This is a genomic window from Mycobacterium sp. NGS54 (assembly GCF_059812465.1).
The window spans coordinates 825,538-851,210 of record NZ_JCALCS010000002.1; the positions used below are offsets into that span (position 1 = coordinate 825,538).

General features: G+C 70.1%; 26 protein-coding genes. 7 read left to right on the forward strand and 19 right to left on the reverse strand.

All coding sequences use genetic code 11. The annotated features are described in order from the left end of the window. From AC5Y5E_RS08715 to AC5Y5E_RS08725, 3 genes are all read left to right on the forward strand, one after another. Complete coding sequence (locus AC5Y5E_RS08715) at positions 1-639, forward strand: hypothetical protein (protein WP_499902566.1); 639 nt, start codon at positions 1-3, stop codon at positions 637-639. 29 nt (positions 640-668) lie between these two features. Beyond that, positions 669-1,781: an alkaline phosphatase family protein gene (locus tag AC5Y5E_RS08720; protein ID WP_499902567.1), complete on the forward strand. Its 1,113-nt coding sequence runs from the start codon at positions 669-671 to the stop codon at positions 1,779-1,781. Between the two features lie 616 nt (positions 1,782-2,397). Continuing rightward, entirely contained in the window at positions 2,398-3,240 is an 843-nt protein-coding gene (locus tag AC5Y5E_RS08725; RefSeq protein WP_499902568.1) for a PPE domain-containing protein, read from the forward strand. On the opposite strand, the gene AC5Y5E_RS08730 is transcribed toward AC5Y5E_RS08725, so the two are convergent. The 7 genes from AC5Y5E_RS08730 to map all read right to left on the reverse strand — a co-directional run bounded on the left by AC5Y5E_RS08730 (position 3,227) and on the right by map (position 10,547). Then, a complete protein-coding gene (locus AC5Y5E_RS08730) occupies positions 3,227-4,003 on the reverse strand; it encodes a 3-oxoacyl-ACP reductase (RefSeq protein ID WP_499902569.1) in 777 nt (258 codons plus the stop codon). The two genes, AC5Y5E_RS08725 and AC5Y5E_RS08730, sit on opposite strands and share 14 nt — an antisense overlap. Further along, positions 4,000-5,367: an aldehyde dehydrogenase family protein gene (locus tag AC5Y5E_RS08735; protein WP_499902570.1), complete on the reverse strand. Its 1,368-nt coding sequence runs from the start codon at positions 5,365-5,367 to the stop codon at positions 4,000-4,002. Before AC5Y5E_RS08735 ends, AC5Y5E_RS08730 begins: the two co-directional genes overlap by 4 nt. Continuing rightward, the gene (locus tag AC5Y5E_RS08740; protein ID WP_499902571.1) at positions 5,364-6,149 is read right to left on the reverse strand and encodes a gamma-glutamyl-gamma-aminobutyrate hydrolase family protein; all 786 of its coding nucleotides are present in this window, start codon (positions 6,147-6,149) and stop codon (positions 5,364-5,366) included. The genes AC5Y5E_RS08735 and AC5Y5E_RS08740 overlap by 4 nt, the downstream gene beginning before the upstream one ends. Continuing rightward, entirely contained in the window at positions 6,136-7,500 is a 1,365-nt protein-coding gene (locus tag AC5Y5E_RS08745) for a glutamine synthetase family protein (protein WP_499902572.1), read from the reverse strand. Before AC5Y5E_RS08745 ends, AC5Y5E_RS08740 begins: the two co-directional genes overlap by 14 nt. Positions 7,501-7,511: 11 nt before the next feature. Continuing rightward, the gene (locus tag AC5Y5E_RS08750) at positions 7,512-8,063 is read right to left on the reverse strand and encodes an alpha/beta fold hydrolase (RefSeq protein ID WP_499902640.1); all 552 of its coding nucleotides are present in this window, start codon (positions 8,061-8,063) and stop codon (positions 7,512-7,514) included. A 59-nt stretch (positions 8,064-8,122) separates the two neighbouring features. Then, entirely contained in the window at positions 8,123-9,619 is a 1,497-nt protein-coding gene (locus tag AC5Y5E_RS08755; RefSeq protein ID WP_499902573.1) for a cobyric acid synthase, read from the reverse strand. Positions 9,620-9,689: 70 nt separating this feature from the next. Beyond that, positions 9,690-10,547, reverse strand: coding sequence for a type I methionyl aminopeptidase (gene map / locus AC5Y5E_RS08760; protein WP_499902574.1), 858 nt, complete (start codon positions 10,545-10,547; stop codon positions 9,690-9,692). Positions 10,548-10,798: 251 nt separating this feature from the next. On the opposite strand from map, the gene AC5Y5E_RS08765 reads away from it, so the two are divergent. Then, positions 10,799-11,809 carry a zinc-dependent alcohol dehydrogenase family protein gene (locus tag AC5Y5E_RS08765; RefSeq protein ID WP_499902575.1) on the forward strand — a complete coding sequence of 337 codons (1,011 nt, stop codon included), beginning with the start codon at positions 10,799-10,801 and terminating at the stop codon, positions 11,807-11,809. On the opposite strand, the gene AC5Y5E_RS08770 is transcribed toward AC5Y5E_RS08765, so the two are convergent. Next, on the reverse strand, positions 11,804-12,607 hold the full coding sequence (locus AC5Y5E_RS08770; protein ID WP_499902576.1) for a helix-turn-helix domain-containing protein: 804 nt from the start codon (positions 12,605-12,607) through the stop codon (positions 11,804-11,806). The two genes, AC5Y5E_RS08765 and AC5Y5E_RS08770, sit on opposite strands and share 6 nt — an antisense overlap. A gap of 135 nt (positions 12,608-12,742) precedes the next feature. Between AC5Y5E_RS08770 and AC5Y5E_RS08775 the strand changes: the two genes are divergently transcribed. Next, positions 12,743-13,201 carry a hypothetical protein gene (locus AC5Y5E_RS08775; protein WP_499902577.1) on the forward strand — a complete coding sequence of 153 codons (459 nt, stop codon included), beginning with the start codon at positions 12,743-12,745 and terminating at the stop codon, positions 13,199-13,201. 40 nt (positions 13,202-13,241) lie between these two features. After that, positions 13,242-14,210 carry a zinc-dependent alcohol dehydrogenase family protein gene (locus AC5Y5E_RS08780; protein ID WP_499902578.1) on the forward strand — a complete coding sequence of 323 codons (969 nt, stop codon included), beginning with the start codon at positions 13,242-13,244 and terminating at the stop codon, positions 14,208-14,210. A gap of 116 nt (positions 14,211-14,326) precedes the next feature. On the opposite strand, the gene AC5Y5E_RS08785 is transcribed toward AC5Y5E_RS08780, so the two are convergent. The 6 genes from AC5Y5E_RS08785 to dxr form a co-directional block, all read right to left on the reverse strand. Further along, positions 14,327-14,911, reverse strand: coding sequence for a DUF1707 SHOCT-like domain-containing protein (locus AC5Y5E_RS08785; RefSeq protein WP_085185630.1), 585 nt, complete (start codon positions 14,909-14,911; stop codon positions 14,327-14,329). 44 nt (positions 14,912-14,955) lie between these two features. Further along, on the reverse strand, positions 14,956-16,785 hold the full coding sequence (locus AC5Y5E_RS08790) for a penicillin-binding transpeptidase domain-containing protein (RefSeq protein ID WP_499902579.1): 1,830 nt from the start codon (positions 16,783-16,785) through the stop codon (positions 14,956-14,958). Positions 16,786-16,938: 153 nt separating this feature from the next. After that, a complete protein-coding gene (locus tag AC5Y5E_RS08795; protein WP_499902580.1) occupies positions 16,939-17,793 on the reverse strand; it encodes a GNAT family N-acetyltransferase in 855 nt (284 codons plus the stop codon). Positions 17,794-17,847: 54 nt separating this feature from the next. Next, positions 17,848-18,996 (reverse strand): flavodoxin-dependent (E)-4-hydroxy-3-methylbut-2-enyl-diphosphate synthase, encoded by a 1,149-nt coding sequence (gene ispG, locus AC5Y5E_RS08800; RefSeq protein WP_499880164.1) that lies wholly within the window; start codon positions 18,994-18,996, stop codon positions 17,848-17,850. An 11-nt stretch (positions 18,997-19,007) separates the two neighbouring features. Continuing rightward, positions 19,008-20,222 carry a M50 family metallopeptidase gene (locus AC5Y5E_RS08805; protein ID WP_499902581.1) on the reverse strand — a complete coding sequence of 405 codons (1,215 nt, stop codon included), beginning with the start codon at positions 20,220-20,222 and terminating at the stop codon, positions 19,008-19,010. Continuing rightward, complete coding sequence (gene dxr, locus AC5Y5E_RS08810) at positions 20,219-21,391, reverse strand: 1-deoxy-D-xylulose-5-phosphate reductoisomerase (protein WP_499902582.1); 1,173 nt, start codon at positions 21,389-21,391, stop codon at positions 20,219-20,221. The genes AC5Y5E_RS08805 and dxr overlap by 4 nt, the downstream gene beginning before the upstream one ends. 81 nt (positions 21,392-21,472) lie before the next feature. Between dxr and AC5Y5E_RS08815 the strand changes: the two genes are divergently transcribed. Then, a complete protein-coding gene (locus AC5Y5E_RS08815) occupies positions 21,473-21,727 on the forward strand; it encodes a DUF2631 domain-containing protein (RefSeq protein WP_499879868.1) in 255 nt (84 codons plus the stop codon). On the opposite strand, the gene AC5Y5E_RS08820 is transcribed toward AC5Y5E_RS08815, so the two are convergent. From AC5Y5E_RS08820 to rlmN, 5 genes are all read right to left on the reverse strand, one after another. Beyond that, positions 21,720-22,526 carry a DUF4097 family beta strand repeat-containing protein gene (locus tag AC5Y5E_RS08820; RefSeq protein WP_499902583.1) on the reverse strand — a complete coding sequence of 269 codons (807 nt, stop codon included), beginning with the start codon at positions 22,524-22,526 and terminating at the stop codon, positions 21,720-21,722. The two genes, AC5Y5E_RS08815 and AC5Y5E_RS08820, sit on opposite strands and share 8 nt — an antisense overlap. A gap of 36 nt (positions 22,527-22,562) precedes the next feature. Then, positions 22,563-23,054 carry a YlcI/YnfO family protein gene (locus tag AC5Y5E_RS08825; RefSeq protein ID WP_499902641.1) on the reverse strand — a complete coding sequence of 164 codons (492 nt, stop codon included), beginning with the start codon at positions 23,052-23,054 and terminating at the stop codon, positions 22,563-22,565. Between the two features lie 4 nt (positions 23,055-23,058). After that, entirely contained in the window at positions 23,059-23,955 is an 897-nt protein-coding gene (locus tag AC5Y5E_RS08830) for a cytochrome c biogenesis CcdA family protein (protein WP_499902584.1), read from the reverse strand. 4 nt (positions 23,956-23,959) lie between these two features. After that, complete coding sequence (gene dsbE / locus AC5Y5E_RS08835) at positions 23,960-24,460, reverse strand: disulfide bond-forming protein DsbE (protein WP_499902585.1); 501 nt, start codon at positions 24,458-24,460, stop codon at positions 23,960-23,962. 68 nt (positions 24,461-24,528) lie between these two features. Next, a complete protein-coding gene (gene rlmN, locus AC5Y5E_RS08840; RefSeq protein WP_499902586.1) occupies positions 24,529-25,623 on the reverse strand; it encodes a dual-specificity RNA methyltransferase RlmN in 1,095 nt (364 codons plus the stop codon). Between the last annotated feature and the right edge of the window lie 50 nt (positions 25,624-25,673).

Here is a 25,673-nt window from a genome sequence, read left to right on the forward strand (position 1 = left end):
ATGACCACACTCTCCTACCGCCCGCGGGCCCTCACCAAGCTCGCCCTGATCGCCGCGGCGACCGTTGTGGCAGCCTGTGCGCACACAACGGCGCCCGCAACGGTGACGTCCACGGCGGGTCCGGCGACGACGTCGCCCGTGACCGGCGCGGTCACATTCGAATACCTGCAGCGCGCGCCCGTGCCGGCGCTGTGCGAGCACGATCCGGGCCAACTGAGAAACGGGCAGTTGCCGAAACAGGAGGGGCATCCCGGAAACGTCGGGATCGCGCTGAATTACGACACCGCCGCCTACAAGGTGGCGTTTGGCGACCTGACGGGGGGCGGCGGCGACGCCGCCATGGTCATCCACTGCAATGCCGGTGGGGTCGGGTGGCCGGAGACCGTGCAGCTCTATACCGCGGGCCCGCAGCTCTCCACCACCGGGCCCAGGCGGCTCGGTGGAATCGACCTCGGCGACCTCACCCACGGCGGCAGGGAAATCGTGACCGATCTGTCCATCTCGGGCCGCGTCGCGCATGTGACGTGGATGACCACCGGTCCGAATGACGGAATGTGTTGTGCGACCGTGAAGATGACGGCCGAGCTGCGTTGGGACGGTTCGGCGGTAGTTGCGGAGAACGTGCGCCGCGCCAACTAGGAACGTCTGGCTCGTGCCAGACTGGCCCGATGCAGGGTTCGATCTGCGACGTGCTGCCGGCCGCGGCCGCCCTGCTCGGCGCCCCCGACGGGGCCGACCGCTTGGGCCTCGCGGAATCCGTCGGCGCCGTCGATCGCGTCGCGGTCGTGCTGGTCGACGGGCTCGGCTGGCACCTGCTGCCACAGCTGGCCGGGAATGCGCCGCTGCTGGCCGCGGTGCTCACCGGCGAGAAGGGGCGGCTTGCCGAACTGACGTGTACCTTCCCGTCGACCACGCCGAGCAGCCTGGTGTCCCTGGGGACCGGGGCCCGTCCCGGCGAGCACGGCATCCTTGGTTTCACCCTCAACGTGCCCGGCACCGAGCGGGTGCTGACTCACATCGTGTGGCGCGACGATCCGCCGCACGACCAATGGCAGCCGCTGCCCACCTGGTTCGGGCGCCTGCGGCGGTCCGGCATCGCCGCACGCGCCGTGCTGCCCGCGGCCTTCACGGGCAGCGGGCTGACGGACGCGGCCTATCGCGGCGCCCAGTTCCGCCCGACGCAGCCGGCGGACGACTACGCCGCGGAGCTGGCGGGCGAGCTGAACGCGGCGCCCGGGCTGGTGTACGGCTACACCGCCGACCTGGACACCGCGGCCCACCTGTTCGGCATCGGCTCCGAACGGTGGCACGAGGCGGCGGCGCGCGTCGACGCGCTGCTGACCCGGCTGGTCGAGGCCCTGCCGCCGAACGCGGCGCTGCTGGTGACCGCCGACCACGGCGGCCTCAACGTCCCCCCGGACGCCCGGGTCGACCTCGACGCCGACCCGCGGCTGGGCGACGGGGTGCGCGTGGTCGCCGGCGAGCCGCGGGTGCGCTACCTGCACACCGAGCCGGGCGCCGCCGCCGACGTGCGGGCGACCTGGGCCGAGGTGCTCGACGACCGGGCACACGTCTACGGCCGCGATCAGGCGGTGGCCACCGGCATGTTCGGGCCGGTCGACCCGGCGCACCTGGCGCGGATCGGCGACGTCGTCGTCGTCTGCACCGGCGACACCGCCGTCCTGGCCACCGCCCACGAGCCCCCGGAAATCGCGCGCCTCATCGGCTTTCACGGCGGGGCCACCCCGGCCGAGATGGCGATCCCGCTGATCGTTTTCTGAGCCGTCACCACCAGGCCATGCGAAACCGCGCCAGGTCGCTCAGCCGAACGAGGGCGCGCCGCAGACCCATCCGGACCATCTCACGGAGCCGCGGCGCGCGGATACGCCGGGGCGGCGAGCCGGCGTCCACACCCGCCGTGGCGCCAACTCGGGATCTGTCCGGGACCAGCCATCGAGGCGCCCCCACCAATTCGGGGGGCATCGGTTCGTGCGACATTCGGGGGCACTCGCCGGCCGACTCCAGGCAATAGACGCCGTTGGGATCACTTTTCGAGGAGCCATCCCGGGGAATCCAAACGCCCGAAGGGTGCTGGACAATTTCCCTGCCGCAGTGGCGGCAGGTGGCCGCGTACAACTTTCGTTCCCTTGTGATATTTCGCTAGCAGGTCCGCGTCGCCCCGACCGCATCGCGTTATGTCAACTTTACGTCGCAGTCACGCGGAAATGAAAGCGCGCGTTTTCAGCCTTCGTTTCGTGTCGGGTTTGGAGCGTTCTCACAGCTCGCTCCCGCCGTTGACCCAGCATGCGGCACTACCGTCGGGACACTGTGCGCCCGGGCTGTAACCCCTGGGCGTATCTCAAGGAAGATTCGATGCTTTCGGGTGCAGGGGTTGTAATGGATTTCGCGAAGCTACCGCCGGAAATCAACTCGGGGCTGGTGCATTCGGGCCCCGGCGCGGGATCGATGGCGGCGGCGGCCACGGCCTGGGAGCGGCTGGCCGAGGGGCTGCATGCGGCGGCGGCGCAGGCGCCGACGACGGAAGGCGCGGCGCCCTACGTAGATTGGCTCGCCGCCACCGCGGCGCGGGCCGAGCGGGCGGGTGCCCAGGCCGCGGCGGCGGCGAGCGCCCACCACTCGGCGCTGGCGGCGATGGTTCCGCCACGGGCGATCACCGCCAACCGCGCCCGGCGACGCTCGCTGGCCCGGCGGAACCACCTCGGGCAGGCCGGCCCGGCAATCGCAAACGTCGACGCCGAGTACGAGCGCATGTGGGCCCGCGACGCCGACGCCATGTACGCCTACGCCCGCGCCGCGGCCGCCGCGGCCACACTGGCCCCGTTCACCTCGCCGCCAGGTTGCCGGGGCACGACCGCCGGCACGTGGGCGCTGCGCTCCGCGCCGGACGTCGTGTCGGCCGGCGATCGGGTGATGTCCGCTATTCCCCAAGCGCTGCAGGCGTTTTCGGCGTCGCCGCTGACCTCGCTCGAGGCGACGCTGTCTGCGGTCACCCCGTCGCTGTCCAGGCTGAGTTCGCTGTGCGCGCCGTCGGGCGCCGCGATCAGGCAGCTCAACATCCTCAACAAGGCGGCGGCATTGCGCTGGCTGTTCACGAAGCCGGCCCGCGTCGGCCCCGCCGGCAGTTTCGGACGCGGGGCGGCGATCGGGGGGCTCTGCGTGCCACCGGCGTGGGCAACCGCGACGGCGCGGCACCGGCACCCGGCTGTCAGAGCGGGGTGACGTAGGCGGAGCTGATGCCGCCGTCGACCAGGAACGTCGACGCGGTGATGAACGATGCGTCGTCGCTGGCCAAAAACGCGACCGCGGCGGCGATTTCGTCCGGTTCGGCGAATCGGCCCAGCGGCACGTGCACCAGCCGGCGCGCCGCCCGTTCGGGGTCCTTGGCGAAAAGCTCTTGCAGCAGCGGGGTGTTGACCGGTCCCGGGCACAGCGCGTTGACGCGGATGCCCTGCCGGGCGTACTGCACGCCCAATTCCCGCGACATCGCCAGTACCCCGCCCTTGGACGCGGTGTAGGAGATCTGCGAGGTGGCCGATCCCAGCACCGCGACGAACGACGCCGTGTTGATGATCGAGCCCCTGCCGAAGGGCACCATGTGCCGCAGCGCGGCCCGGCAACACAGGTACACCGATTTGAGGTTGACGTCCTGGACCCGTTGCCACGCCGGAAGTTCGGTGTTCTCGATCAGGTCGTCGTCCGGTGGTGAGATGCCGGCGTTGTTGAACGCGATGTCGACCCAGCCGTAGGCCTCGGCCGCGGCGTCGAACAGCGCGTTGACCGCGTCTTCGTCCGAAACATCAGTGGGCACGAACAAACCCGACAGCTCCTCGGCGGCCGCCGCGCCGGCGTCGCGGTCGACGTCACCCACCACGATGCTCGCGCCCTCCGCGCGCATCCGGCGCGCCGCGGCCAACCCGATGCCGCCGGCACCGCCGGTGATCACGGCCACCCGGCCCGCCAGCCGCTGTGACAGGTCCATCACGAGCCCTCCTTGACGGCGATGAAGACGTTCTTGGTCTCGGTGAAATGCAATGGCGCGTCGGGGCCCAGCTCGCGGCCCAGCCCGGACTGCTTGAAACCGCCGAACGGCGTGCTGTACCGGACCGACGAGTGCGAGTTCACCGACAGGTTGCCGGACTCGATCGCCCGCGACACCCGCAAGGCGCGGGATAGGTCGTCGGTCCAGATGGATCCTGAGAGCCCGTAGTCGGTGTCGTTGGCCAGCGCGACGGCGTCGTGCTCGTCGTCGAAGGCCAACACGGTGACGACCGGGCCGAAGATCTCCTCGGTGACGGCGCGGTCGGTGCGCTGCGGGGTGAGAACCGTTGGCGGAAACCAGAATCCGGGGCCGGACGGCGCCACGCCGCGGAAGGCGACGGGGGCGTCGTCGGGCACGTAGGAGGCGACCCTGTCGCGGTGCGCGCCGGACACCAGGGGCCCCATCTCGGTGTCCCGGGAAGCGGGGTCCCCGACCGTGACGGCCCGCACCGCGGGCTCGAGCAACTCCATGAACCGGTCATACACGCTGCGCTGCACCAGGATCCGGCTGCGCGCGCAGCAGTCCTGCCCGGCGTTGTCGAACACCCCGGCGGGCGCGGTCGCCGCCGCGCGCTCCAGGTCGCAGTCGGCGAAGACGATGTTGGCGCTCTTGCCGCCCAGTTCCAGCGTCACCCGCTTGACGTGCGCGGCCGCGCCCGCCATGACGCGCTTGCCCACCTCGGTGGAGCCGGTGAACACCACCTTGCGCACTCCCGCGTGGGTGACGAACCGCTCCCCCACCACGGCACCCTTCCCGGGCAGCACCTGCAGCAGGTCCGCGTCGAGTCCCGCCTCGACCGCCAGCTCTCCCAGCCGCATTGTGGTCAGCGGCGTCCACTCAGCGGGCTTGACCAACACGGCGTTGCCGGCGGCCAGCGCGGGGGCGATGCTCCACGCCGCGATCGGCATCGGGAAGTTCCACGGCGTGATCACGCCGACCACACCCAGCGGTTCGTTGAAGGTGATGTCGAGCCCGTCGGCGACGGGAATCTGCTTGCCGGACAGGCGTTCCGGGCTACCCGAATAGAACGTCAACACGTCGCGGACATGGCCGGCCTCCCATTCCGCCGACGCGATCGGGTGCCCCGAGTTGGCCACCTCGAGGGCGGCGAGCTCGTCGACGTGGGCGTCGACGACGGCGGCGAACGCGCGCAGGGCCGCCGCGCGCCCCGCCGGCGCCAACCGCGCCCAGCGCCGCTGGGCCGCCCGGGCGCGCTGCACCGCGTCGTCGACCGCGGCGGCGTCGAGCAGGTCGACCGACCGCAGCACTTCCTCGGTCGCCGGGTTGACCAGTTGCGTCGCCGTCATCGGGTGACCGCGTGCGACCGCGCGGCCTCGACCACCGCCTTGAACAGCCGCAGGTCGTCGAGCGATTTCTCCGGATGCCATTGCACCGCAAGCCCGAACGCCTGGCCCGGCACCTCGACGGCCTCGACCACGCCGTCGGGGTCCATGGCGCTCACCACCAGGCCGTCACCGACCTTGTCGATGGCCTGGTGGTGGTAGCAGGGCGCGTCGACGCACTCGCCGATCAACGCGGCCAGGCGCGTGCCCGCGACGGTGCGGACCGGCAACCGGCTGAACACGCCGTTGCCGGCCCGGTGGCCGTGGTGGCCGAGGACGTCGGGCAGATGCTGGTGCAGGGTGCCGCCGAACGCGACGTTGAGCAGCTGCGCGCCGCGGCAGATGCCGAGCACGGGAAGCCCGCGGTCCAGCGCGCCGCGCAGCAGCGCGAGCTCCCAGGCGTCGCGGTCGCCGCGTGGCGCGTCGGTGGCCGGATGGGGTTCCTGGTCGTAGTGCGCGGGGTCGAGGTCATAGCCCCCGGTGATCACCAGCGCGTCCAGGCGCTCGAGCAGCCGGTCGGCGACCTCGAGGTCCACCGGCTGCGGCGGCAGCAGCACGGCGATGCCACCGGCCATGACGACGCCCTCGAAGTAATCGGCCGGCAGGTAACCGGCGGCGACGTCCCATATCCCCGTCCGCACCTGCTCCAGGTAACTGGTCAGGCCGATCACGGGCCTACGTGGCGATCGCAAGCGCGGCGTAGCCGGGCGCAGCGGGTCGCCACCGTCCGACTCAGAGGCGTTCAAACCCTCGCATCCTCTCCCAGTCCGTGACCGCCGCGTTGAACGCCGCCACCTCCACGCGTGCGTTGTTCAGGTAATGCGCGACGACGTCGTCGCCGAAGACCTCCCGCGCGAGCGCCGAGCCTTCGAAGAGCGCCGCCGCCTCGGCGAGCGTGGCGGGCAGTCGCTCGACGTCGGTTGCGTCGTAGGCGTTCCCGACGTAGGGCGCGGGCGGCTCAAGGCCCCGTTCCATACCGTACAGCCCGCCGGCGATCAGCGCCGCCGCAGCGAGGTAGGGGTTGACGTCGCCGCCGGGAACCCGGCATTCGACCCGGATGTTGCGCCCGTGGCCGACGACCCGCAGGGCGCAGGTGCGGTTGTCCAGGCCCCACGCGATCGCGGTGGGCGCGAAGCTGCCGTCGGCGAATCGCTTGTAGGAGTTGATGTTTGGCGCGTAGAACAGTGTCAGTTCGCGCAGGGTGGCCAACAGTCCCGCGAGGAAACCGCAGAACGTCGCCGACATTCCGTGCGGGCGGGTGGCGTCGTCGAACACCGCTTTGCCTTTTTCAGGGCCGTCCCGGTCGCGCAGCGACAGGTGAATGTGGCAGCTGTTCCCTTCCCGCTCATCGTATTTCGCCATGAAGGTCAGGCTCTTTCCGTGCTGGTCGGCGATCTCCTTGGCACCGTTCTTGTAGACGGTGTGGTTATCGCACGTGACCATCGCCTCGTCGTAGCGGAACCCGATTTCCTGCTGGCCCCGGTTGCATTCGCCCTTGACCGCCTCGAAGCGCAGGCCCGCGCCCTCCATCCCCAGCCGGATGTCGCGCAGCAGCGGCTCCATCCGCGACGACGCCAGCATCGCGTAGTCGATGTTGTAGTCGCTGGCCGGCGTCAGCCCGCGATACCCGCTCGCCCAGGCCTGACGGTACGGCTCGTCGAACACGATGAACTCCAGCTCGGTGGCGATGTCGGCGGCCAGCCCGCGCTCGCCCAGCCGGCCGAGCTGGCGGCGCAGGATCGCCCGCGGCGCGACGGCGACCTCGCCGCCGTCGGCCCAGCCGAGATCGGCGATCACCAGGGCGGTGCCGGGCAGCCACGGAACCAGGCGCAGCGTGGCCAGATCCGGGGTCATCACCATGTCCCCGTAGCCGGTTTCCCAGCTCGACATCGCGTAGCCGGAGACGGTGTTCATGTCGACGTCGACGGCGAGCAGATAGCTGCAGCACTCGGCGCCGTGCGCGGCTATTTCCTCGGCGAAGAGCCGGGCCGACACGCGTTTGCCGACCAGCCTGCCCTGCATGTCGGCGAACGCCACGATCACGGTGTCCACCGCGCCGCTTCCCACCAGCTCTTCCAGCGCGGCCAACGTGAGCATGGCGGACGGCGCTACCACGTGCTGGTGCGCAAGACGATCTCGGCGGCCAGCTGCGCCGTCGACTCCTGCACGGTGCGCCGGCCCAGGTCGACCACGCGGTATTCGGCGTAGACGTACCGCTGGCTCGCGTCGGCCACCGCCTTGGCGGCCGCGGAGCTGACCAACACGGTGGTGCCGATTTCCACGGGCGGGCAGTGCTCGTCGAGCACCACGCCCTTGGGGTCGGCCACCCGCGGATGGCCGCGGTCGATCACGACCAGGCCGACGAACCGGCCCAACCGGGTGGCCGCCAGTTCCCAGGCGAGCTCGCCGCCGGCGCGGTCGCCGAAGACGACGGCCCAGCGGATGCCCAGCGAGTCGAGGATGCCGACCACCGATTTCGCGGTCAGCCGTGGATCGAGGCCGATGACGACCGTCCGCAGCGAGGCGGTGTGCAGCCGCTCGCACACCGCGTCATAGGCGACCGGCGAACGCTGCTGGTCTCCGAGGATGACGACGACGACGCCCTTGTCCGGCCCGGCTACCGACACCGGGACGGGGAATCCGTCGAGCGTGGTCATCATCGAGTGCACCCACGCACGTTACCTGTCAAAGGCCAGCGTGCGCGAGGTTTCCTCCTCACCTACTGGCGTAACGCGCTGGTTATCGGCGGTCGCGGCGGCGGCCCGTCGAGCAGCCCGAGGACCGCGTCGACGTCCAGATGGGCGGCCAGCAGGTCCGCGATCGCGTCGAGTTGGGCGTCGCGGCGCGCGGCGACGTCGGTGTCGGCGACGACGAACCCGCCGCGGCCGGCCGCGTCGGCGACCCGGGAGAGCCACCCCCGGCGGAAGTCGTCGTTGTCGAGCAGGCCGTGCCAGTGGGTGCCGTAGACCGCGCCGCGCACGACACCCTGGGGTTCGGCGTCCTGTGCGAACCAGGTCTCCTCGGCGCAGCGCGCGAGCCGCCCGTGATGAATTTCGTATCCGGAGAGCGGCCGCTGCCAGCGCCGCAGGACCTTGGCCTGGCCGAAGACGATGTCGGCGTCCAGCAGGCCCAGGCCGGCGACCTCGCCCGCGCCGGATTCGACCGGATCCTCGATGCGGCGGCACAGCATCTGGAACCCGCCGCAGATGCCCAGCACCGGCTTGCCGGCCCGGGCGTGGTCGACGATCGCGCCGGCCAGGCCGCGCTCCCGCAGCCACGACAGGTCGGCGACGGTCGCCTTGCTGCCCGGAACCACGATCACGTCGGTGTCGGCCACGTCGGCGGGATCGGTGATCCAGCGCACCAGCACGCCGGGCTCGCAGGCCAGGGCCTCGACGTCGGTGGAGTTGGAGATGCGGGGCAGCCGGATCGCCGAAACCCGCAGCCACTGGTCGCCGCGCGGCGGCGCGGGCCTGCCGACGACGCGGTTCGCGACCACCGACAGCGAGTCCTCGGCGTCCAGCCAGAGCTCCTCGGCGTAGGGCAGCACCCCGTAGGTCGGGCGGCCGGTCATCGCCTGCAGCTGCTGCAGGCCGGGTTCCAGGAGCGCGGGGTCGCCGCGGAACTTGTTGACCACGAAGCCGGCGATCAGCGCCTGGTCGTCGGGCTCGAGCACCGCGACCGTCCCGAACAGGTGCGCCAACAGGCCGCCGCGATCGATGTCACCGACCAGGATCACCGGCAGGTTCGCGGCCCGGGCCAACCCCATATTGGCCAAATCCGTGGACCGCAGGTTGATCTCGGCCGGCGAGCCGGCGCCCTCGCAGATCACCGCGTCGAATTCGTCTCGCAGGCTGGACAATTCGTCGGCGACGATGCCGGCCAGCCGGTCGCGGTGCTCGAAATAGCAGGCCGCGGTGACCGACTCGGCGACCTGACCGCGGATCACCAGCTGCGACGTCCGATCACCGCCCGGTTTGAGCAGGATCGGGTTGAACCGCACGCTGGGCTCCAGCCCCGCCGCGCGTGCCTGGATCGCCTGGGCGCGGCCGATCTCGCCGCCTTCGACGGTGACCACCGAGTTGTTGGACATGTTCTGGGCCTTGAACGGCGCCACCCGAATCCCCTTGCGCGCCAACAACCGGCACAGGCCCGCCACCACCACCGATTTACCGGCGTCGGAGCTGGTGCCGGCGACCAGCAGAGCCCCGCTCACTTTTCTGTGGCGACCAGACGCAGAATCGCACTTTCCGGGCGGAAACAGTGCGATTCTGTGTCTGCTCGCGCTAGAGACAAGTGAGGATCTCGGCGCCGGTGTCGGTGACCAGCAGCGTGTGCTCGAACTGGGCGGTCCACTTGCGGTCCTTGGTCACCACCGTCCAGCCGTCATCCCAGATCTCGTAGTCCAGGGCGCCGAGGTTGATCATCGGCTCGATGGTGAACGTCATTCCCGGCTGGATGACCGTCGCCACCGAGGGCTGGTCGTAGTGCAGCACCACCAAACCGTTGTGAAAGGTGGTGCCGATGCCGTGCCCGGTGAAGTCACGAACCACGTTGTACCCGAACCGGTTTGCGTACGACTGGATGACGCGGCCGACCACCGAGAGCGCGCGGCCCGGTTTGACGGCGTTGATCGCGCGCATCGTCGCCTCGTGGGTTCGCTCCACGAGCAGCCGGTGCTCTTGCGCGACGTCGCCGGCCAGGAACGTCGCGTTGGTGTCGCCGTGCACCCCGTCGATGTAGGCGGTGACGTCGATGTTGACGATGTCGCCGTCCTCGATCACCGTCGAGTCGGGGATGCCGTGGCAGATGACCTCATTGAGCGACGTGCAGCACGACTTCGGGAAGCCCTTGTAGCCCAGCGTCGACGGGTAGGCGCCGTTGTCGATCATGTACTCGTGGGCGATCCGGTCGAGCTCGTCGGTCGTCACCCCGGGCGCGACCGCCTTGCCCGCCTCGGCCAGGGCGCCCGCCGCGATCCGGCCGGCGACGCGCATCTTCTCGATCACCTCGGGCGTCTGCACCCACGGCTCGCTGCCCTCCCGGGCGGTCGGCTTGCCGACATACTCGGGACGGGGGATGCGCCCGGGAACCGGCAGAGTCGGTGATATCACCCCGGGGGAAAGCGCGGTGCGAGCTGGCATGCAGGCCAGCTTAATAGGCGTTCGCGCGGCGCGGCGCGTGCGCGTCAGCGGCTTTGAGTGGGAGCGCAGGGCGCCACAGCTTCACAATCGCCGCCGCCAGTTCACACGGAAACCCGTCAGCTCACGCGATGAACGGCCTCGGCGGGTTCACCAGGCCCTCAGAAACCGCGCCGCGGTGGCAGCATTACCCGCTAGTGCGGCTGTATTCGGCCACGCTGATCGACCGAAGGAGCGCCAGAACGATGCGAGCGATGCGGTCTGTCGTCGCCGACAGGGTTGGCGAACCGTCCGAGGTCCTGAACCTGCAGACCCGCCCGATTCCGGAGCCCGGTCCCGGCCAGGTCCGCATCCGGGTGTCAGCGGTACCCGTCGAGGCCAGCGATCTGCATACCATCCGCGGCCGGTACGGATTCACCCCGAATTTCCCCGCGGTGCCCGGAATCGAATCCGTCGGTGTGATCGACGAACTCGGTGGCGGTGCGGATGGTCTGACCGTCGGACAGCGCGTCATGACGGTCGGAGTGACGGGCACGTGGCAGGAGTACGTTATCGCCGACGCCTCGCGGGTCGTGCCCGTTCCTGCGGGCATGAGCAATTCCACGGCCGCTCAGATTCTCGGTAATCCGCTCACCGCGGTGATCTTGACCGGCGATGAGCTCGATGTTCAACCGGGTGAATGGCTGCTTCAGACCGCGGCCGGTTCAATCGTGGGCCGGTCGGTCATCCAACTCGGAGTGCACGTCGGCTTCAAGACGCTCAACGTGGTTCGCCGTCGATCCGCGGTCGGGGAGATCCTCGCGGCAGGGGGCACCGCGGTGATCTGCACCGAGGATGAGGACCTGCGCGAGCGGGTGGCCGACATAGCGGGCCACGACCGCGTGTCCAAGGCGATCGACTGTGTCAGCGGTCAGGTGGGTGCGGACGTGTCGCGCGCGCTGGCGCCGCGCGGTGAGCTAATCGTCTACGGCGCGCTGTCCACGCATCGCCAGACCGATCCCGACAAACTCACCGTCCCGATCTTCGCGCGCTCACTGATCTACGAAACCAAGACAGTTCGGGGGTTCTGGCTGTTCCGCTGGTTGACCGAAACCCCGACGGATCGGATAGCCGCAACGATCAACCGGACAGTTCAGCTCGCCGACAGCGGCGTGCTGCGGGTGCCGGAGGGCCAGCCCATCCCCGTCGAAAAGTTCGGCGAGGCCGTCCATTTGGCCGAGGCCCCCGCACACGGGGGCAAACCGCTGCTGGTGTTCGGGTTATGAGGCCGCGAGTGCGGCGAGCGCTTTTGCCGAATCACTGCCCGGCTCGGGGTGGTAAATGAACACCTGAGTGTCGGAGTCGGGGATGCTGAGCCTCGTGCGGCGAAGGTAGAGATCACCCGCCACGGGATGGCGGATGTGCAGGATGCCGGTGCGGTATCCGACGTCCGCGCGTGCCCAGAGTTCGCGGAATCGGTCGCTGGCCGCCGAGAGCTCGTCGACCAGGGCGCGCAAGCGGGGATCGCCCACATCACCGGCCACGGATTCCCGCAGACCACTCACCGCGACCTCAGTTGCCTCGTCCCAGTCGACGAAGAAGTCGCGAGCAGCTGGCGCCAGCAGCCGCCATCGCAAGAAGTTTTCGCCGGGGGCGAATCCCGGAGACAATGCACACGCAATTGCATTGGCGGCCAACACATCCTGGTATCGGTTGGTGACGATCGCGGGAAGCGAGATCTGGTCGATCAGTTGATCCAGACCGTCAACCGCCGTCTCTGCAACGGGTCGAGGGTTGTGCGCCGACCGCAAGCCCGCAAGCCGATGCAGATGTTCGGTGGCGCTGATGTCCAGTCGCAGCGCCCGGGCTAGCGCATCGAGCACCTGTGCGGACGGGCGCCGGTCACGGCCTTGCTCGAGCCGCAGGTAGTAGTCGGCGCTGATCCCGGCGAGCATCGCCAATTCCTCGCGGCGCAATCCCGGGACACGCCTGCGAGGTCCGGCATGAAGCCCGACATCCTCTGGGCCGATTTGTTCGCGACGTGCGCGCAGAAAATCACCCAGCGCGCCAGCCGTCGTCGACATTGCCTGATCTTAAGACTGTTCCTCGCAACCCCAGGATCAACAAGGTTGCCTTGCGGACCCCCTACCCGGAATTGGCATTACCGGCGAAACGCTTCCGGTGAAACGAAATACCCACACCATCAATCAAGGAGCGCCATGACGACTCTTCACTTTCACCAGTCAACAACCTCCACCCCTGCGCAGTTCGTCGCCGGGCTCACCGATTTCGGACCGGGCCGTTCGGAGATCTTCCCGAACAGCGCCGAGAGCGACCTCGAAGTGCACCGCCTGGGCGAGCGTGACGCCGACGTCACCGAGGGTTCGGGCGGCATCTGGGAGCGCCTGCATTACGACTGGTCCGACCCCAACCGCGTCGTGCTGACCACCACCGACTCGAACACCTGGGGTGGCGCGTCGGGTTACGTCTACACCCTCAGCCGGCGTCCCGACGGCACCACGGATGTGGACGTCGTCATCGTCCGCGAGGGCAAGTCCTTCAAGGGCCGCGTGTTGGCGCTCCTCCTCGCGACGGGCGGCCGCAACGTGTTGAAGAAGCCGTTCGTCCACAGCGTCAAGGCCATCGAGGCCCGCAGCGACGCCGAAAGTCGTCGATAACCGCTGCCAAAATTTGACCAGCCCAGTGAGAGGAATTGTCATGCGCGCCATCCAAATTGACCGGTTCGGTGACCCCGCACAGGTGCTCCGCGTCGTCGACATCGAGGAGCCGCCGCCACCGGGACCGCATGAGGTGCTGGTCAGCGTTGAGTACTCGCCGTTGAACAAGCACGACCTACTCGTCGTCACCGGCATGCTGGCGCGACCCCCTCTACCCCACATACCAGGCGCAGAGGGGGTCGCGCGCGTGCTTGCCACGGGCGCCGAGGTCGACGGCCTGCGGGTCGGCGATCTGGTCGTGCTACCCCTGTATTCGGGTGCGTGGCGTGAGCGGCTCGTGGTGCCCGCCGACGGCCTGTTCGCACTGCCGGCCGACGGCGACATCGAGCAGTACTCGATGCTGGGCAGCAACCCCCCGACGGCAGGCTTGATGCTCAGTGAATGCACCCCCCTGCAGCCCGGTGACTGGGTGGTTCAGAACGCCGCGAACTCCGGTGTGGGGCGGTCATTGATCGCGCTGGCCCACCGCCGTGGACTCAGGACGATCAACCTGGCCCGCGACGAGTCGACGTTCGCCGAGCTCACAGCAGCCGGGGCCGACGTGGTCCACGACGACGGCCCCGATGCGGTCGGCGATGTTCGAGCAATCATCGGCGACGCGCGGGTGGCGCTGGCGGTGGACGCCGTCGGTGGTCCAGGGGTGGCGCGGCTGCTCGGCTTGCTGTCCGACGGTGGATCGTTGGTCAGCTATTCCTGGGCCAGGGACGAACCCATGTGGGTCGACACCTCGACACTGGTCGCCAAGCACCTCACGGTCCGGGGATTCTTTGTCGGCGATTTCGACTACCGCGACCAGGTGCGGCCTGTCATCCGTGAGGCGGCACCGCTGGTGGCCGACGGCACCCTCGTGGTCCCGGTAGCGGGCGCGTACCCCCTCGAGCAGATCCAGGACGCGGTGCAGCATCTCCTCCGTGGCGGCAAGATCCTGCTGAACGTGGCGGGGCGATGAACGCGCGCACATCGCGCGTGTGAATCACTGCTTTGAGTGTGAGGGTCGGCCGCCACGGCTTCACAATCGCCGCCGCCAATTCACACGTAACGCCGTCAGTTCACACGCAAAGCCGATCAACCGGAGCGGCGGCGCAGCAACGAGCGCCGCGGCCCGCGGATGATCAGCGACCCGCACACCACCCGGCCCGTCAACACGACATGCGGCGTGCCCTCGCCCGGCGCGCCTTTGCGACGGTCGCTGGCGCTGCCCACGTAGACCTCGACGTCGTCGATCGACGCGCTGGCGCCGTCGGGCAACCGCACCTCCACCGACCCGAACCGCATGTCCAGCTCGATGATCACCACCGGCCCGGCGAATCGGGCCCGGGTGAGGTCGAGGTGCACCGAGCCGAGCCGGCGCACCAGCGCCAGCCGGGTCGGCACGGTCCACTCGCCGTGGCGCTTGAGCGAGCCGGCCCAGCCGCGCAGCTCCACCCGGTCGGCCGCGGACGAGACGAACGCGCCGGGCCCGGGCAGGTCACCGACCAGCCCGTCCAGCTCGCTTCGGGTGCGCGCGTAGGACACCTGGGTGGAGCGCTGCTCGAACTCGTCGATGTCGATCAGGCCGAGCGCGACGGCGTTGTGCAGCCGCCGCATCGTGCCGTTCCGGTCGGCGTCGGAGACCCGGAGCGCCAGCATGTCCCCGCCGGTATCGGTCATGTTCGCAATTTACCGCTGTTGGGTGCCCCCGGGGGCCGGGCAGTTCAGGCCAGGTAGCCCGGCGGCATGGACTCGAACATGAATTTCGTCATCCGAACGGCCCACTCCGAGCTGCCGCCCCCGACGATCAGCGCGGCGAAGGCGAGATCGCCGCGGTACCCGGCGAACCAGGAGTGCGATCCGCCCGGGAACTCGGCCTCACCGGTCTTCCCGTAGATCTCGCCGCAGCCGTTGATCTCCTTGGCGGTCCCGTTGGTCACCACCAGCCGCATCATCGGCCGCAGCGCGTCGACCATCTTCGGGCTGATCGGGGTGTCTGGGACGTTCGGGCCCTCGACCGTCGTCGGGCGCCCGGCGATCAGCTGCGGCACCGGGGTTTTGCCGGCCGCGACCGTGGCCGCCACCAGGGCCATCCCGAACGGGCTCGCCAGCACCTTGCCCTGGCCGAAGCCGTCCTCGGTGCGCTCGGCCAGGTCCACCGTCGGCGGCACGGACCCGGTCACGGTGGTGAGGCCGTCGACGGTGTAGTCGAGTCCGATGCCGTAGCGGGTGGCCGTCTGGGTCAGGCCGCGGGGCGGCATCCTGCTGCTCAGCTCGGCGAACGTGGTGTTGCACGAACTGGCGAACGCGCGCGACATGGACACCACGCCCAGGTCGAAGCCGCCGTAGTTGGGGATGGTGCGATGCCCGATGTCGATGTGGCCCGGGCAACCCAGCATCGAGTTGGGCGTGGCCATGTCGCGGTCGATCGCCGCGCCCGCCGTGATCATCTTGAACGTCGACCCGGGCGGGAACAGGCCGTTGGTGGCCGGCAGGCCGTCGGCGTCGGCGCCCTTGTTCTGCGCGATCGCGAGGATCTCCCCCGTCGACGGCTTGATCGCGACGATCATCGCCTTGCCGCCCTTGTTGTCCACGGCGCGCTGCGCGGCGTTCTGCACGACCCGGTCGAGCGTGATCGACACCGACGGCGCCGGCAACCCCTCGACCTCGTGCAGCACGGCGACGTCGACGTTGTTCTGGTTGACGCTGACCACCCGCCAGCCCGCCTGGCCGTCCAGCTGGTCCGTCACGGCTTTTTTCACCTCGCCAATGACGGCCGGCGCGAAATGCGGGTCGGTGGGCAGCATTTCGGGCTGTGGCGTGACGACGATGCCGGGCAGCCGGCCGATCGCGGGAAAGACCTTGTCGTTGTCGGCGGGAAGCAGCGTGACGCCGAGGTCCACCTGGTTAGTCGTCGAGCTGGCCCGCTCGGCGAGCAGCTGTGGGTCGGTCAACGTGTCGTTGAACGGCCGCAGCACCTCGACGATCGTGTGGGTGGTGAAGCTCAGCGACTGCGGCGGTCCGGCCGCGGCGGCGTCCAGCGTGTAGTGATAGCGGTAGCCCGGCGCCAGCACGTCGCTGCCGCCGAGTTCGTTGACCGACGCGCGCCGCGGCTGATCGGCCCGCAACGCGAACGTCTGATGCTCGCCCAGCCGCGGATGCAGGTCGGTCGGGGTCCAGCGGACCTCCCAGCGCCCCTCGTCGCGGGCCATCTTCAGCTGGCCGTCGTAGCTCCAGGTCCGGTTCTTGGGCAGGTGCCAGGTGAAGCGGTAGTCGACGGTGCCGGTGTCCTCGGCGTACTTCGAGCTGAGGACCTGCGCGTCCAGGTGGGTGGCCTGCAGACCGGACCAGGCCGCGTTGAGCGCCTCGCGGGCCTCGTTGGGGTTGTCGGCGAGCTGCGCGGCCGTCGCGGTGTCCCCGATTGCCAAGGCGCCGAAGAACTTTTCGGCGGCCGGGCCCGGGCCTTCGGGCCGCGGGGTGCAGCCGGACAGGCCGACCGACGCGACGAGCAGCAGGCTCGTCGCGGCCGATACCAGTGGGGTTTTTGTGACCATCGGTACAGATGTTATGAATGCTGGGCCGCCAACAAGCGTCGACACACCGAGACCTGACCGTTATGCGCGGATTGGGCTGCCGAGCGTCACGTCAGAGCGACGTTCGGCGTCGAGCGTCACGCCAGAGTGACGCACGCTCGCGGGAGAAGGACCTCAGTCCAGCAGGACCGTCGCGAAGGTGCCGACTTCGGCGAAGCCCACCCGCGCGTACGCGGCGCGGGCGACGGCGTTGAAGCTGTTCACGTACAGGCTGGCGACCCGCCCGGTAGCCACGATCACGGCGGCCACCGTCGCGGTGCCCGCCGTGCCCAGCCCCTGGCCGCGCCACTCCGGGTGCACCCAAACCCCTTGGATCTGACCGACGCCCGGCGACTGCGACCCGACTTCGGCCTTGAAGATCACCTGCCCGTGCTCGAAGCGGGCCCAGGCCCGGCCGGCCGCGATCAGGCTGGCCACCCGCCGGCGGTAGCCGCGCCCGCCGTCGCCGAGCCGCGGGTCGACGCCGACCTCGCCGATGAACATGTCGACCGCGGCCACCAGGTAGGCGTCCAGCTCGTCCGGCCGCACCTGCCGAACGCCGGGGTCGATGTCGCAGTTCGGGTGGCTGGTCAGCGCCATCAGCGGCTGGTCGTCACGCACGTCGCGCGCCGGGCCCCAGGCCGACTCGAGGCGCTCCCACATCGGCATCACCAAGTGGGCCCTGCCGACCAGCGAGGAACAGCGCCGCGTGGCGCTCATCGCCTCGTCGGCGAAGGCGTTCAGGTCGGCCGGTCCGCCGCGCAACGGGATGAGGTTGGCGCCGGCGAAGCACAGCGATTCGTCGGGGCCGCGGCGCGTCCACAGTTCGCCGCCGATCGCATTGGGCTCGATGCCATGGTCGGCCACCCGGGCCGCGACCATGCACGAGCCCACCGGGTCGTCGCCCAGCACCCGCCAGACCGCGCCGGCGTCACGCACCACGGACACCCGCCGCTCGCCGACAAGGCGAAAGATGGGCGGAGCCGACATCGGGGGAACTCTCTGTGGTGCGAACTGAAGATCAGAGCTGGGCGCGGGCCCCTATCAGCTTACGGTCACAATCGGCGAACCGCTCGATTCTGTTCCCGGTCCGTGACCCGTTTCCATTTCGGAGGCCAACCGCATGGCCTCCTCGATCAGCGTCTCGACGATCTGGGCCTCGGGCACGGTCTTGATCACCTCGCCGCGAACGAAGATCTGTCCCTTGCCATTTCCCGACGCGACGCCCAGGTCGGCCTCGCGGGCCTCGCCCGGACCGTTGACGACGCAGCCCATCACGGCGACCCGCAGCGGGACGTCGAGCCCGTCCAGGCCGGCGGTGACCGCGTTGGCCAGCGTGTAGACGTCGACCTGCGCGCGCCCGCACGAGGGGCAGGACACGATCTCGAGCCCGCGGGGCCGCAGGTTCAGCGATTCGAGGATCTGGATGCCGACCTTGACCTCCTCGACCGGCGGCGCGGACAGCGACACCCGGATGGTGTCGCCGATCCCCCGCGACAGCAGGGCGCCGAACGCGACCGCCGACTTGATGGTGCCCTGGAAGGCCGGGCCGGCCTCGGTGACACCGAGGTGCAGCGGGTAGTCGCATTGCGCGGCCAGCTGTTCGTAGGCGGCGACCATCACGACGGGATCGTTGTGCTTGACGCTGATCTTGATGTCGCCGAAGCCGTGCTCCTCGAACAGCGAGGCCTCCCACAGCGCGGACTCGACCAGCGCCTCGGGGGTGGCCTTGCCGTACTTCTCCATGAACCGCTTGTCCAGCGAGCCGGCGTTGACGCCGATGCGGATCGGGATGCCGGCCGCCGCCGCGGCCTTGGCGACCTCGCCGACGCGGCCGTCGAATTCCTTGATGTTGCCCGGGTTCACCCGCACCGCGGCGCAGCCGGCGTCGATGGCGGCGAAGATGTACTTCGGCTGGAAGTGGATGTCGGCGATCACCGGGATCTGGCTGTGCCGCGCGATCTCGGCCAGCGCGTCGGCGTCCTCCTGGCGCGGGCACGCGACCCGGACGATGTCGCAGCCGGCGGCGGTCAGCTCCGCGATCTGCTGCAGCGTCGTGTTGACGTCGTGCGTCTTGGTGGTGCACATCGACTGCACCGAGATCGGGTGGTCGCTGCCGACGCCGACGTCGCGGACCATCAGTTGCCGCGTCTTGCGCCGCGGTGCCAGCGTGGGCGGCGGGGCGTCCGGCATGCCCAGGCTGGTCACTGGAACAGCCTGATCGGGTTGACGAGGTCGGCGGTCACGGTCAGCAGCATGTAGCCGACCACGAACACCAACACCACGTACGTGGCGGGCATCAGCTTGAGGTAGTTCACCGGCGCGGCCGCGACCATGCCGCGGGCCGAGCGGATCAGGTTGCGGATCTTCTCGAACACCGCGATGGCGATGTGGCCGCCGTCGAAGGGCAGCAGCGGCACCAGGTTGATGGCGCCCAGGATGAGATTCAGCTGCGCCAGGAAGAACCAGAACGCCACCCACAGCCCGTGGTCGACGGTGTCGCCGCCGATGATGCTGGCGCCGACGACGCTCATCGGGGTTCCGGGGTCGCGCTGGCCGCCGCCGATGGCGTGCACCAGCGCACCGACCTTCGTCGGGATGGTCACCAGCGCCTTGCCCACCTCGACGGTCAGGTCGCCGGCGAACGCGAAGGTGGCCGGGATCGCCGACAGGACGTTGTAGTGCGTCGGCGCGACCCGGACCGTGCCGACGCCGATGGCGCCAACCGTGGAGGCCTCCGGCTGGCCCTTGGCGCCCTTGGTCAGGAAGCGCTGGGTCGGGGTCACGTCGACGTACGTGGTGATGGTGGTGCCGTCGCGCTCGACGACGACGGGAACCGTGCCGTGCAGCTTGCGCACCGCGGCGGCCATGTCCTCGAAGGTGGACACCGGGGTGTCGCCGACCTTGACCACGACGTCGCCGGGGCGGATCCCCGCGGTCGCCGCCGGACCGGCCCCGGTGCAGTTGCCGAGCTTGCCCGGGGCGGTTTCCGGTGCGACGCAAGCGGTTTCGCCGACGATGGCCTTGGTCGGCGGGTGCAGGTTGGGCAGCCCCCAGACCAGGGCGATGCCGTAAATCAGGACCAGGCAGATGACGAAGTTCATGCCCGGGCCCGCGAACAGCGTCGCCACCCGCTTCCAGGTGGCCTGCTTGTACATCGCGCGGTCGGCCTCGTCGGGCTCGAGGTCCTCGACCGGGGTCATCCCGGCGATATCGCAGAAGCCGCCCAGCGGAACGGCCTTGATGCCGTACTCGATCTCCCCGCGCCGGGTCGACCACAGCGTGGGCCCGAAGCCGACGAAATAGCGGCGCACCTTCATGCCGGTGCCGCGCGCGACCCACATGTGGCCGCACTCGTGCAGGGCCACCGAGATCAGGATGGCGAGCGCGAACAGCACAATGCCGATTGCGAACATCATCGGGTTGCTAGAACCTTTCTGACAGCGCGCTGCGCTCGCTCACGTGCCCAGCGCTGCGCGTCCAGTACCTCATCCACGGTAGCGGGTGAAACGGACCATCGGTCGGCGGCGTGCAGCACGTCGGCGATGGTTTTGACGATCGCGGGGAATCCGATCCTGCCGTTCAGGAAGGCCTCGGCGGCCTCCTCGTTGGCCGCGTTGTAGACGGCGGTCATGCAGCCGCCGGTCTGACCGGCGTGCCGGGCCAGCTCGACGGCGGGGAAAACGTCGTTGTCCAGCGGCTCGAATTCCCAGCTAGAGGCGGTGCTGAAGTCGCAGGCGGGGGCGGCGCCCGGCACCCGGTCCGGCCAGCCCAGGGCCAGGGAAATGGGCAGCTTCATGTCCGGGGGGCTGGCCTGGGCGATCGTCGAGCCGTCGACGAAGGTGACCATCGAATGAACAATCGACTGGGGGTGCACGACGACGTCGATGCGGTCGTAGGGAACGCCGAACAACAGGTGGGTTTCGATGAGCTCGAGCCCCTTGTTGACCAGCGACGCCGAGTTCAGCGTGTTCATCGGGCCCATCGACCAGGTCGGGTGGGCGCCCGCCTGCTCGGGCGTGACGGCCTCGAGGTCGGCGGCGGCCCAGCCGCGAAACGGCCCGCCCGACGCGGTCAGCACCAGCCTGGCGACCTCCTCTGGGGCGCCACCGCGTAGGCACTGCGCCAGCGCCGAGTGCTCGGAGTCGACGGGCACGAGCTGGCCCGGCCGCGCCGCCCGCAACACCAGCGGCCCCCCGGCGATCAGCGATTCCTTGTTGGCCAGCGCCAGCCTGGCCCCCGAGTCGAGCGCCGCCAGCGTGGGCCGCAGGCCCAGCGCCCCGACCAGGGCGTTGAGGACGACGTCAGCGTCGGTCTCCTGGACCAGCCGGGTCGCCGCGTCCGGGCCGCTGTACGCGACGTCCCCGAGCTGCTGTGCCGCACGCTCGTCGGCGACGGCGACGTTGGTGACCCCGGTCTCGGCGCGCTGACGCGCGAGGGCCTCGGGGTTGGCGCCCCCGGCGGCCAGCCCGACCACCTCGAAGCGGTCGGGGTTGGCCGCGATGACCTCCAGCGCCTGGGTGCCGATCGAGCCGGTGCTGCCCAGCACCAGCACGCGCAGGCGGCCCCCGGCGGTCGCGTTAGTCACCCACTCATTGTGCCCCCCACGCTCTCGCAGCGGGTGTGCCAGAATCTCCACGGGAGCAGCCGACAGGAAAGAGGATTCGCCGTGGCCAGTACCGAGGTGGAGCACTACAACGGCGTCGACGTCGCCGAGGTGCCGTCGGCGGCCTGGGGGTGGAGCAAGATCAACGTCCGCACCTGGCACGCGGTCGGGGTGTTCGCCGTCATATTCCTGCTGGCGATGATGTGGGGGAACCACGTCGGCCACGTCGAGAACTGGTTTTTGATCGGCTTCGCCGCCCTCACCCTCGTCGTGCTGGTGCGCGATCTCTGGGGCCGCCGCCGCGGCTGGATCAGGTAGCGTCCGCCGTCTTCGTCCGGTGAATGCTCACGTCACCCGAACCGCTGCGCACGGTTAGGGCGAACTTTTCGTCGCCCTGTTGCGGGCCGTCGGATGGCTCCAGCTCGCTGCTGAGGACGCCCGATCCGGTAACGATGTCCAGCCGGACCGCCGTGCCCTCGGCGATGCCGACCGTGACCTCGCCGCTGCTGGCGTGGGCCGAAACCCCGCCCCGGACGGCGGCCGCGACGTCAACCGACCCCGATGCGGTCCGCGACTTCACATAGCCGCTCAGCCGGTCGACGCGCAGCGAGCCGCTGGCGGCCTTGAACTTCAAATCGCCGTCCAGGTCCCCGACCGTCACGTCGCCCGACGCGGTGGCGATCGACGCGCCGCCGGACACCGCGCGCACGCTGATGGACCCGGATGCGGTGGTGGCCTTGAACTTTCCCGTCACCGAGTCCACCTCGGCGCTGCCGCTGGCCGACGCGACCCGAACGTCGCCGAACTCGCCCTCGGCACGCAGGTCGGCCGACGCCAGCGACGCGTGCAGCCGCGAGCGTGCGGGCAGCGCGATGTCGATGTCGACGGCGGCGTCCCGGAAAGGTGTCATCCCGCGCTTGGCGCCGGAAACGATGAGCTTGCCGTCGCGGAAGTCCACGCGCGTGTGCTCCGCGGCGGAGACGTCGGCGCTGCGCGATTCGTCGCGGGGCCGCACCTCGACGACGGTGTCGGCTCGGTCGGCAGCCACGAGCCGGATCGAACCGTTCCTGGCCTCGATGCTCACGGCGATCGGCTCGGGGGTGGCGAACGTCGGCATTCTGATCTCCTTCGATGGACGGTGTGTTCGGTGGTGTCAGCGCACCCAGCCGGTGACGCGGTGGCCGGAGGTTCGGCCGGAGTGGCCCTTGGCGGACGCCTGACCGTCGCCATGGCTGGCCATGGCGGCCGCACGCACCAGCCAGGCGTTCAACGAGGCGCCGTCGCGGCGGGCGGCCGACTCGACCGCCGACCGCAGCCCCTCCGGGAGGCGCAGCGTGACCCGCCAGGTGCCGCCGTCGTCGTCGTATTGCGCGACGAAGGCGCGATCGTCGGGCGGCTCGTCTTCCAAGCCGCTGACGATGAACTCGGGGTCGCGGCCGCGCAGCCGGACCTCGACGGACCCGGGAGCCAGCTCGCCGGTGATCTCCTCGGCGGCGGCCGACAGCGCTTCCAGCAGCGCCAGCCGCATCGCCGCGTCCAGCGGCGCGGTCAGCCGCCCGGCCAGCTCCTGCGCTTCCGAGCCGGCCGCCGCCGCGGCCGCGAGTAAGTCCTGGCGGACGGCGTCGACGTACGGTTGCAGATCTATGGTGTCATGGTGACATCATTTTGATGTCGTAGCAAGTGTCGCGATGGTGTCGGCTCCGGACCCGCCGTCGCCAGGCGGCCGCGGCCGCACCGACCACGATGACCGACAGGGCCACCGCCCAGGGCAGGAGGCCGTGCTGGTGCACCCAGCCGGCCAGCGCGCCCTGCACGCGGCCGGCGGAGCGGATCACCGCGTCGTCGGGGTTGGCATTCGTGTTGAACAGGCGCAGCTCGTACACGCCGTAATAGCCGACGTACGAGCCGACGAGCACGAGCAGCGCCCCACCGATCCGGTTGACCAACGGCAGCACCCGCCGCAGCCGGTCGGCCAGCGCCGAGCTCGCCGTCGCCGCCGCGACGGCGAGGGCGCCCACCACCAGCGTCAGCCCCGCGACGTAGGCGAGGTAGACCGAGACGCCCGTGGCCGGGGACCCGCCCCGCAAGCCGGCGGCGGTGACGGCCAGGAACGGCCCGATGGTGCACGACAGCGACGCGATCGCATAGCTGACGCCGTAGGAGTACATGGAGCCGAGCCGCACGGTCGGGGCCCAGCGCGGGCCCAGTTGCCGGGGGGTCAGCGCCGTCAGCTCCCGACCCGAGAGCAGCCAAACCCCGAGCGCGACAAGCACAATGCCGATGACCACGGTCCCGTAGGGCAGGTATCGCTGCACGGTCGAGGCCGCCGATATGGTCAGCGCGCCGAACAAGCCGAACACCGTCAGGAAGCCGAGCGCCATCCCCACGGTGGCCGCGAAGGCGCGGCCCACCGCGCCGATGGGGTTGGTCGCCGACCGGCCGCGCACCACGAGGAGCAGGTACGCGGGCAGCATGGCGAACCCGCACGGGTTCAGCGCGGCGACCAGTCCGGCGGCGAACGCCAGACCGACCAGACCTCGATCCACGGGATCAGCGCAGCGCGGCCACCCGGGCGGCCAGCTCGTCCTGGGGCATCGCCGAGGTGGGGTTGTTGACGAATGTCGAGCTGCCGTCGGCCCGGTAGAAGACGTAGGCCGGCTGCCAGGGGACGTTGTAGCGGGCCCAGATCGAGCCGTTGGCGTCGTTGAGGTTGGTGAAATTCAGGCCGTACTTGGAGACGAAGTTCTGCATCGCCCCCACGTCCGAGTGCGCCGCGACGCCGACGAAGGTGACGCCGGGGTTGGCCGCGGCCACCTGGCTGACACCGGGGGCCTCGGCGTTGCAGAACGGACACCACGGCGTCCAGAACCACAGCACCGCCGGTTTGCCCTGCAGGCTGGCGCCGTTGAACGGCGCACCGCTGAGCGTGGTCGCGGTGAATTGCAGACGGTCGTCGGCGGCCGCGGAACGCGGCGCGTCGGCGAGCCCGAAGATCAGGGCGGCGGCGAAAAGCGCCGCGGCGAACAACTTGAACGGAGTCAAGAACCTCATGGCGTCACCTCGTTTGCTGGTTATGCCTTAACAGACGTGGCGGGTGCCCTCCGGGTTCAGATCGCCAGCTACCCGCCGTCGGCGGCCAGCTGTCCGCACGCGGCGCTGATCTCACGCCCCCGTGTATCCCGCACCGTGCAGGAAACCCCGACGGCCCGGACGCGCCGCACGAACTCGCGCTCGACCGCCTTCGGGCTCGCGTCCCAGTCACTGCCCGGCGTTGGGTTCAGCGGGATCAGGTTTACGTGCACCAGCGGGCCGAGCGCGCCGTGCAGCCGCTTACCCAGCAGGTCCGCCCGCCAGGGCTGGTCGTTGACGTCGCGGATCAGCGCGTACTCGACCGAGACCCGCCGGCCGGTCACGTCGCCGTAATAGCGGGCCGCGTCGAGGGCCTCGGCGATCTTCCACCGGTTGTTGACCGGGACGAGCGTGTCGCGCAGCTCGTCGTCGGGCGCGTGCAACGACAGCGCCAGGGTGACCCCGAGCCGTTCGTCGGCGAGTTTGCGGATCGCGGGCACCAGGCCGACCGTCGACACCGTCACCGAGCGCGCCGAAATGCCGAAACCCTGCGGCGGCGCCTCGGTGATGCGCCGGACCGCGGCCAGCACCCGGTTGTAGTTCGCCAGCGGCTCCCCCATGCCCATGAAAACCACGTTCGACAGCCGGTCACCGAACTCGTCGCGCAGCGCCGCGGCGCCGGCGCGCACCTGCTCGAGGATCTCGGCGGTGGACAGGTTCCTGGTCAGGCCGCCCTGGCCGGTGGCGCAGAACGGGCAGGCCATGCCGCAGCCGGCCTGTGACGAGATGCACACCGTGTTGCGGTCCGGGTAGCGCATCAGCACCGACTCGACGGTCGCGCCATCGAGGGCCCGCCACAACGTCTTTCGCGTCTGCCCCGCGTCGCAGGTGACTTCGGTGGCCGCCGTCAGCAGGTTGGGGAACATCGCCTCGGCGATCGCCTCGCGCACGGCCGCCGGGAGGTCGGTCATCTGCCGGGGATCGGCGATCAGCCGGCCGTAGTACTGGTGCGCGAGCTGCTTGGCGCGAAAGGCGGGCAGGCCGAGCTCGGCGACGGCCGACGCGCGGCCGGCGGCGTCGAGGTCGGCGAGGTGCCGCGGCGGCCTACTCGGGCGCGGCTCGGTGAACACCAGTTGTTGGACCATGACGTGTCCAGTATCGCCGGATTAGTCCGATGGTGGCGACCCGCTGCGCC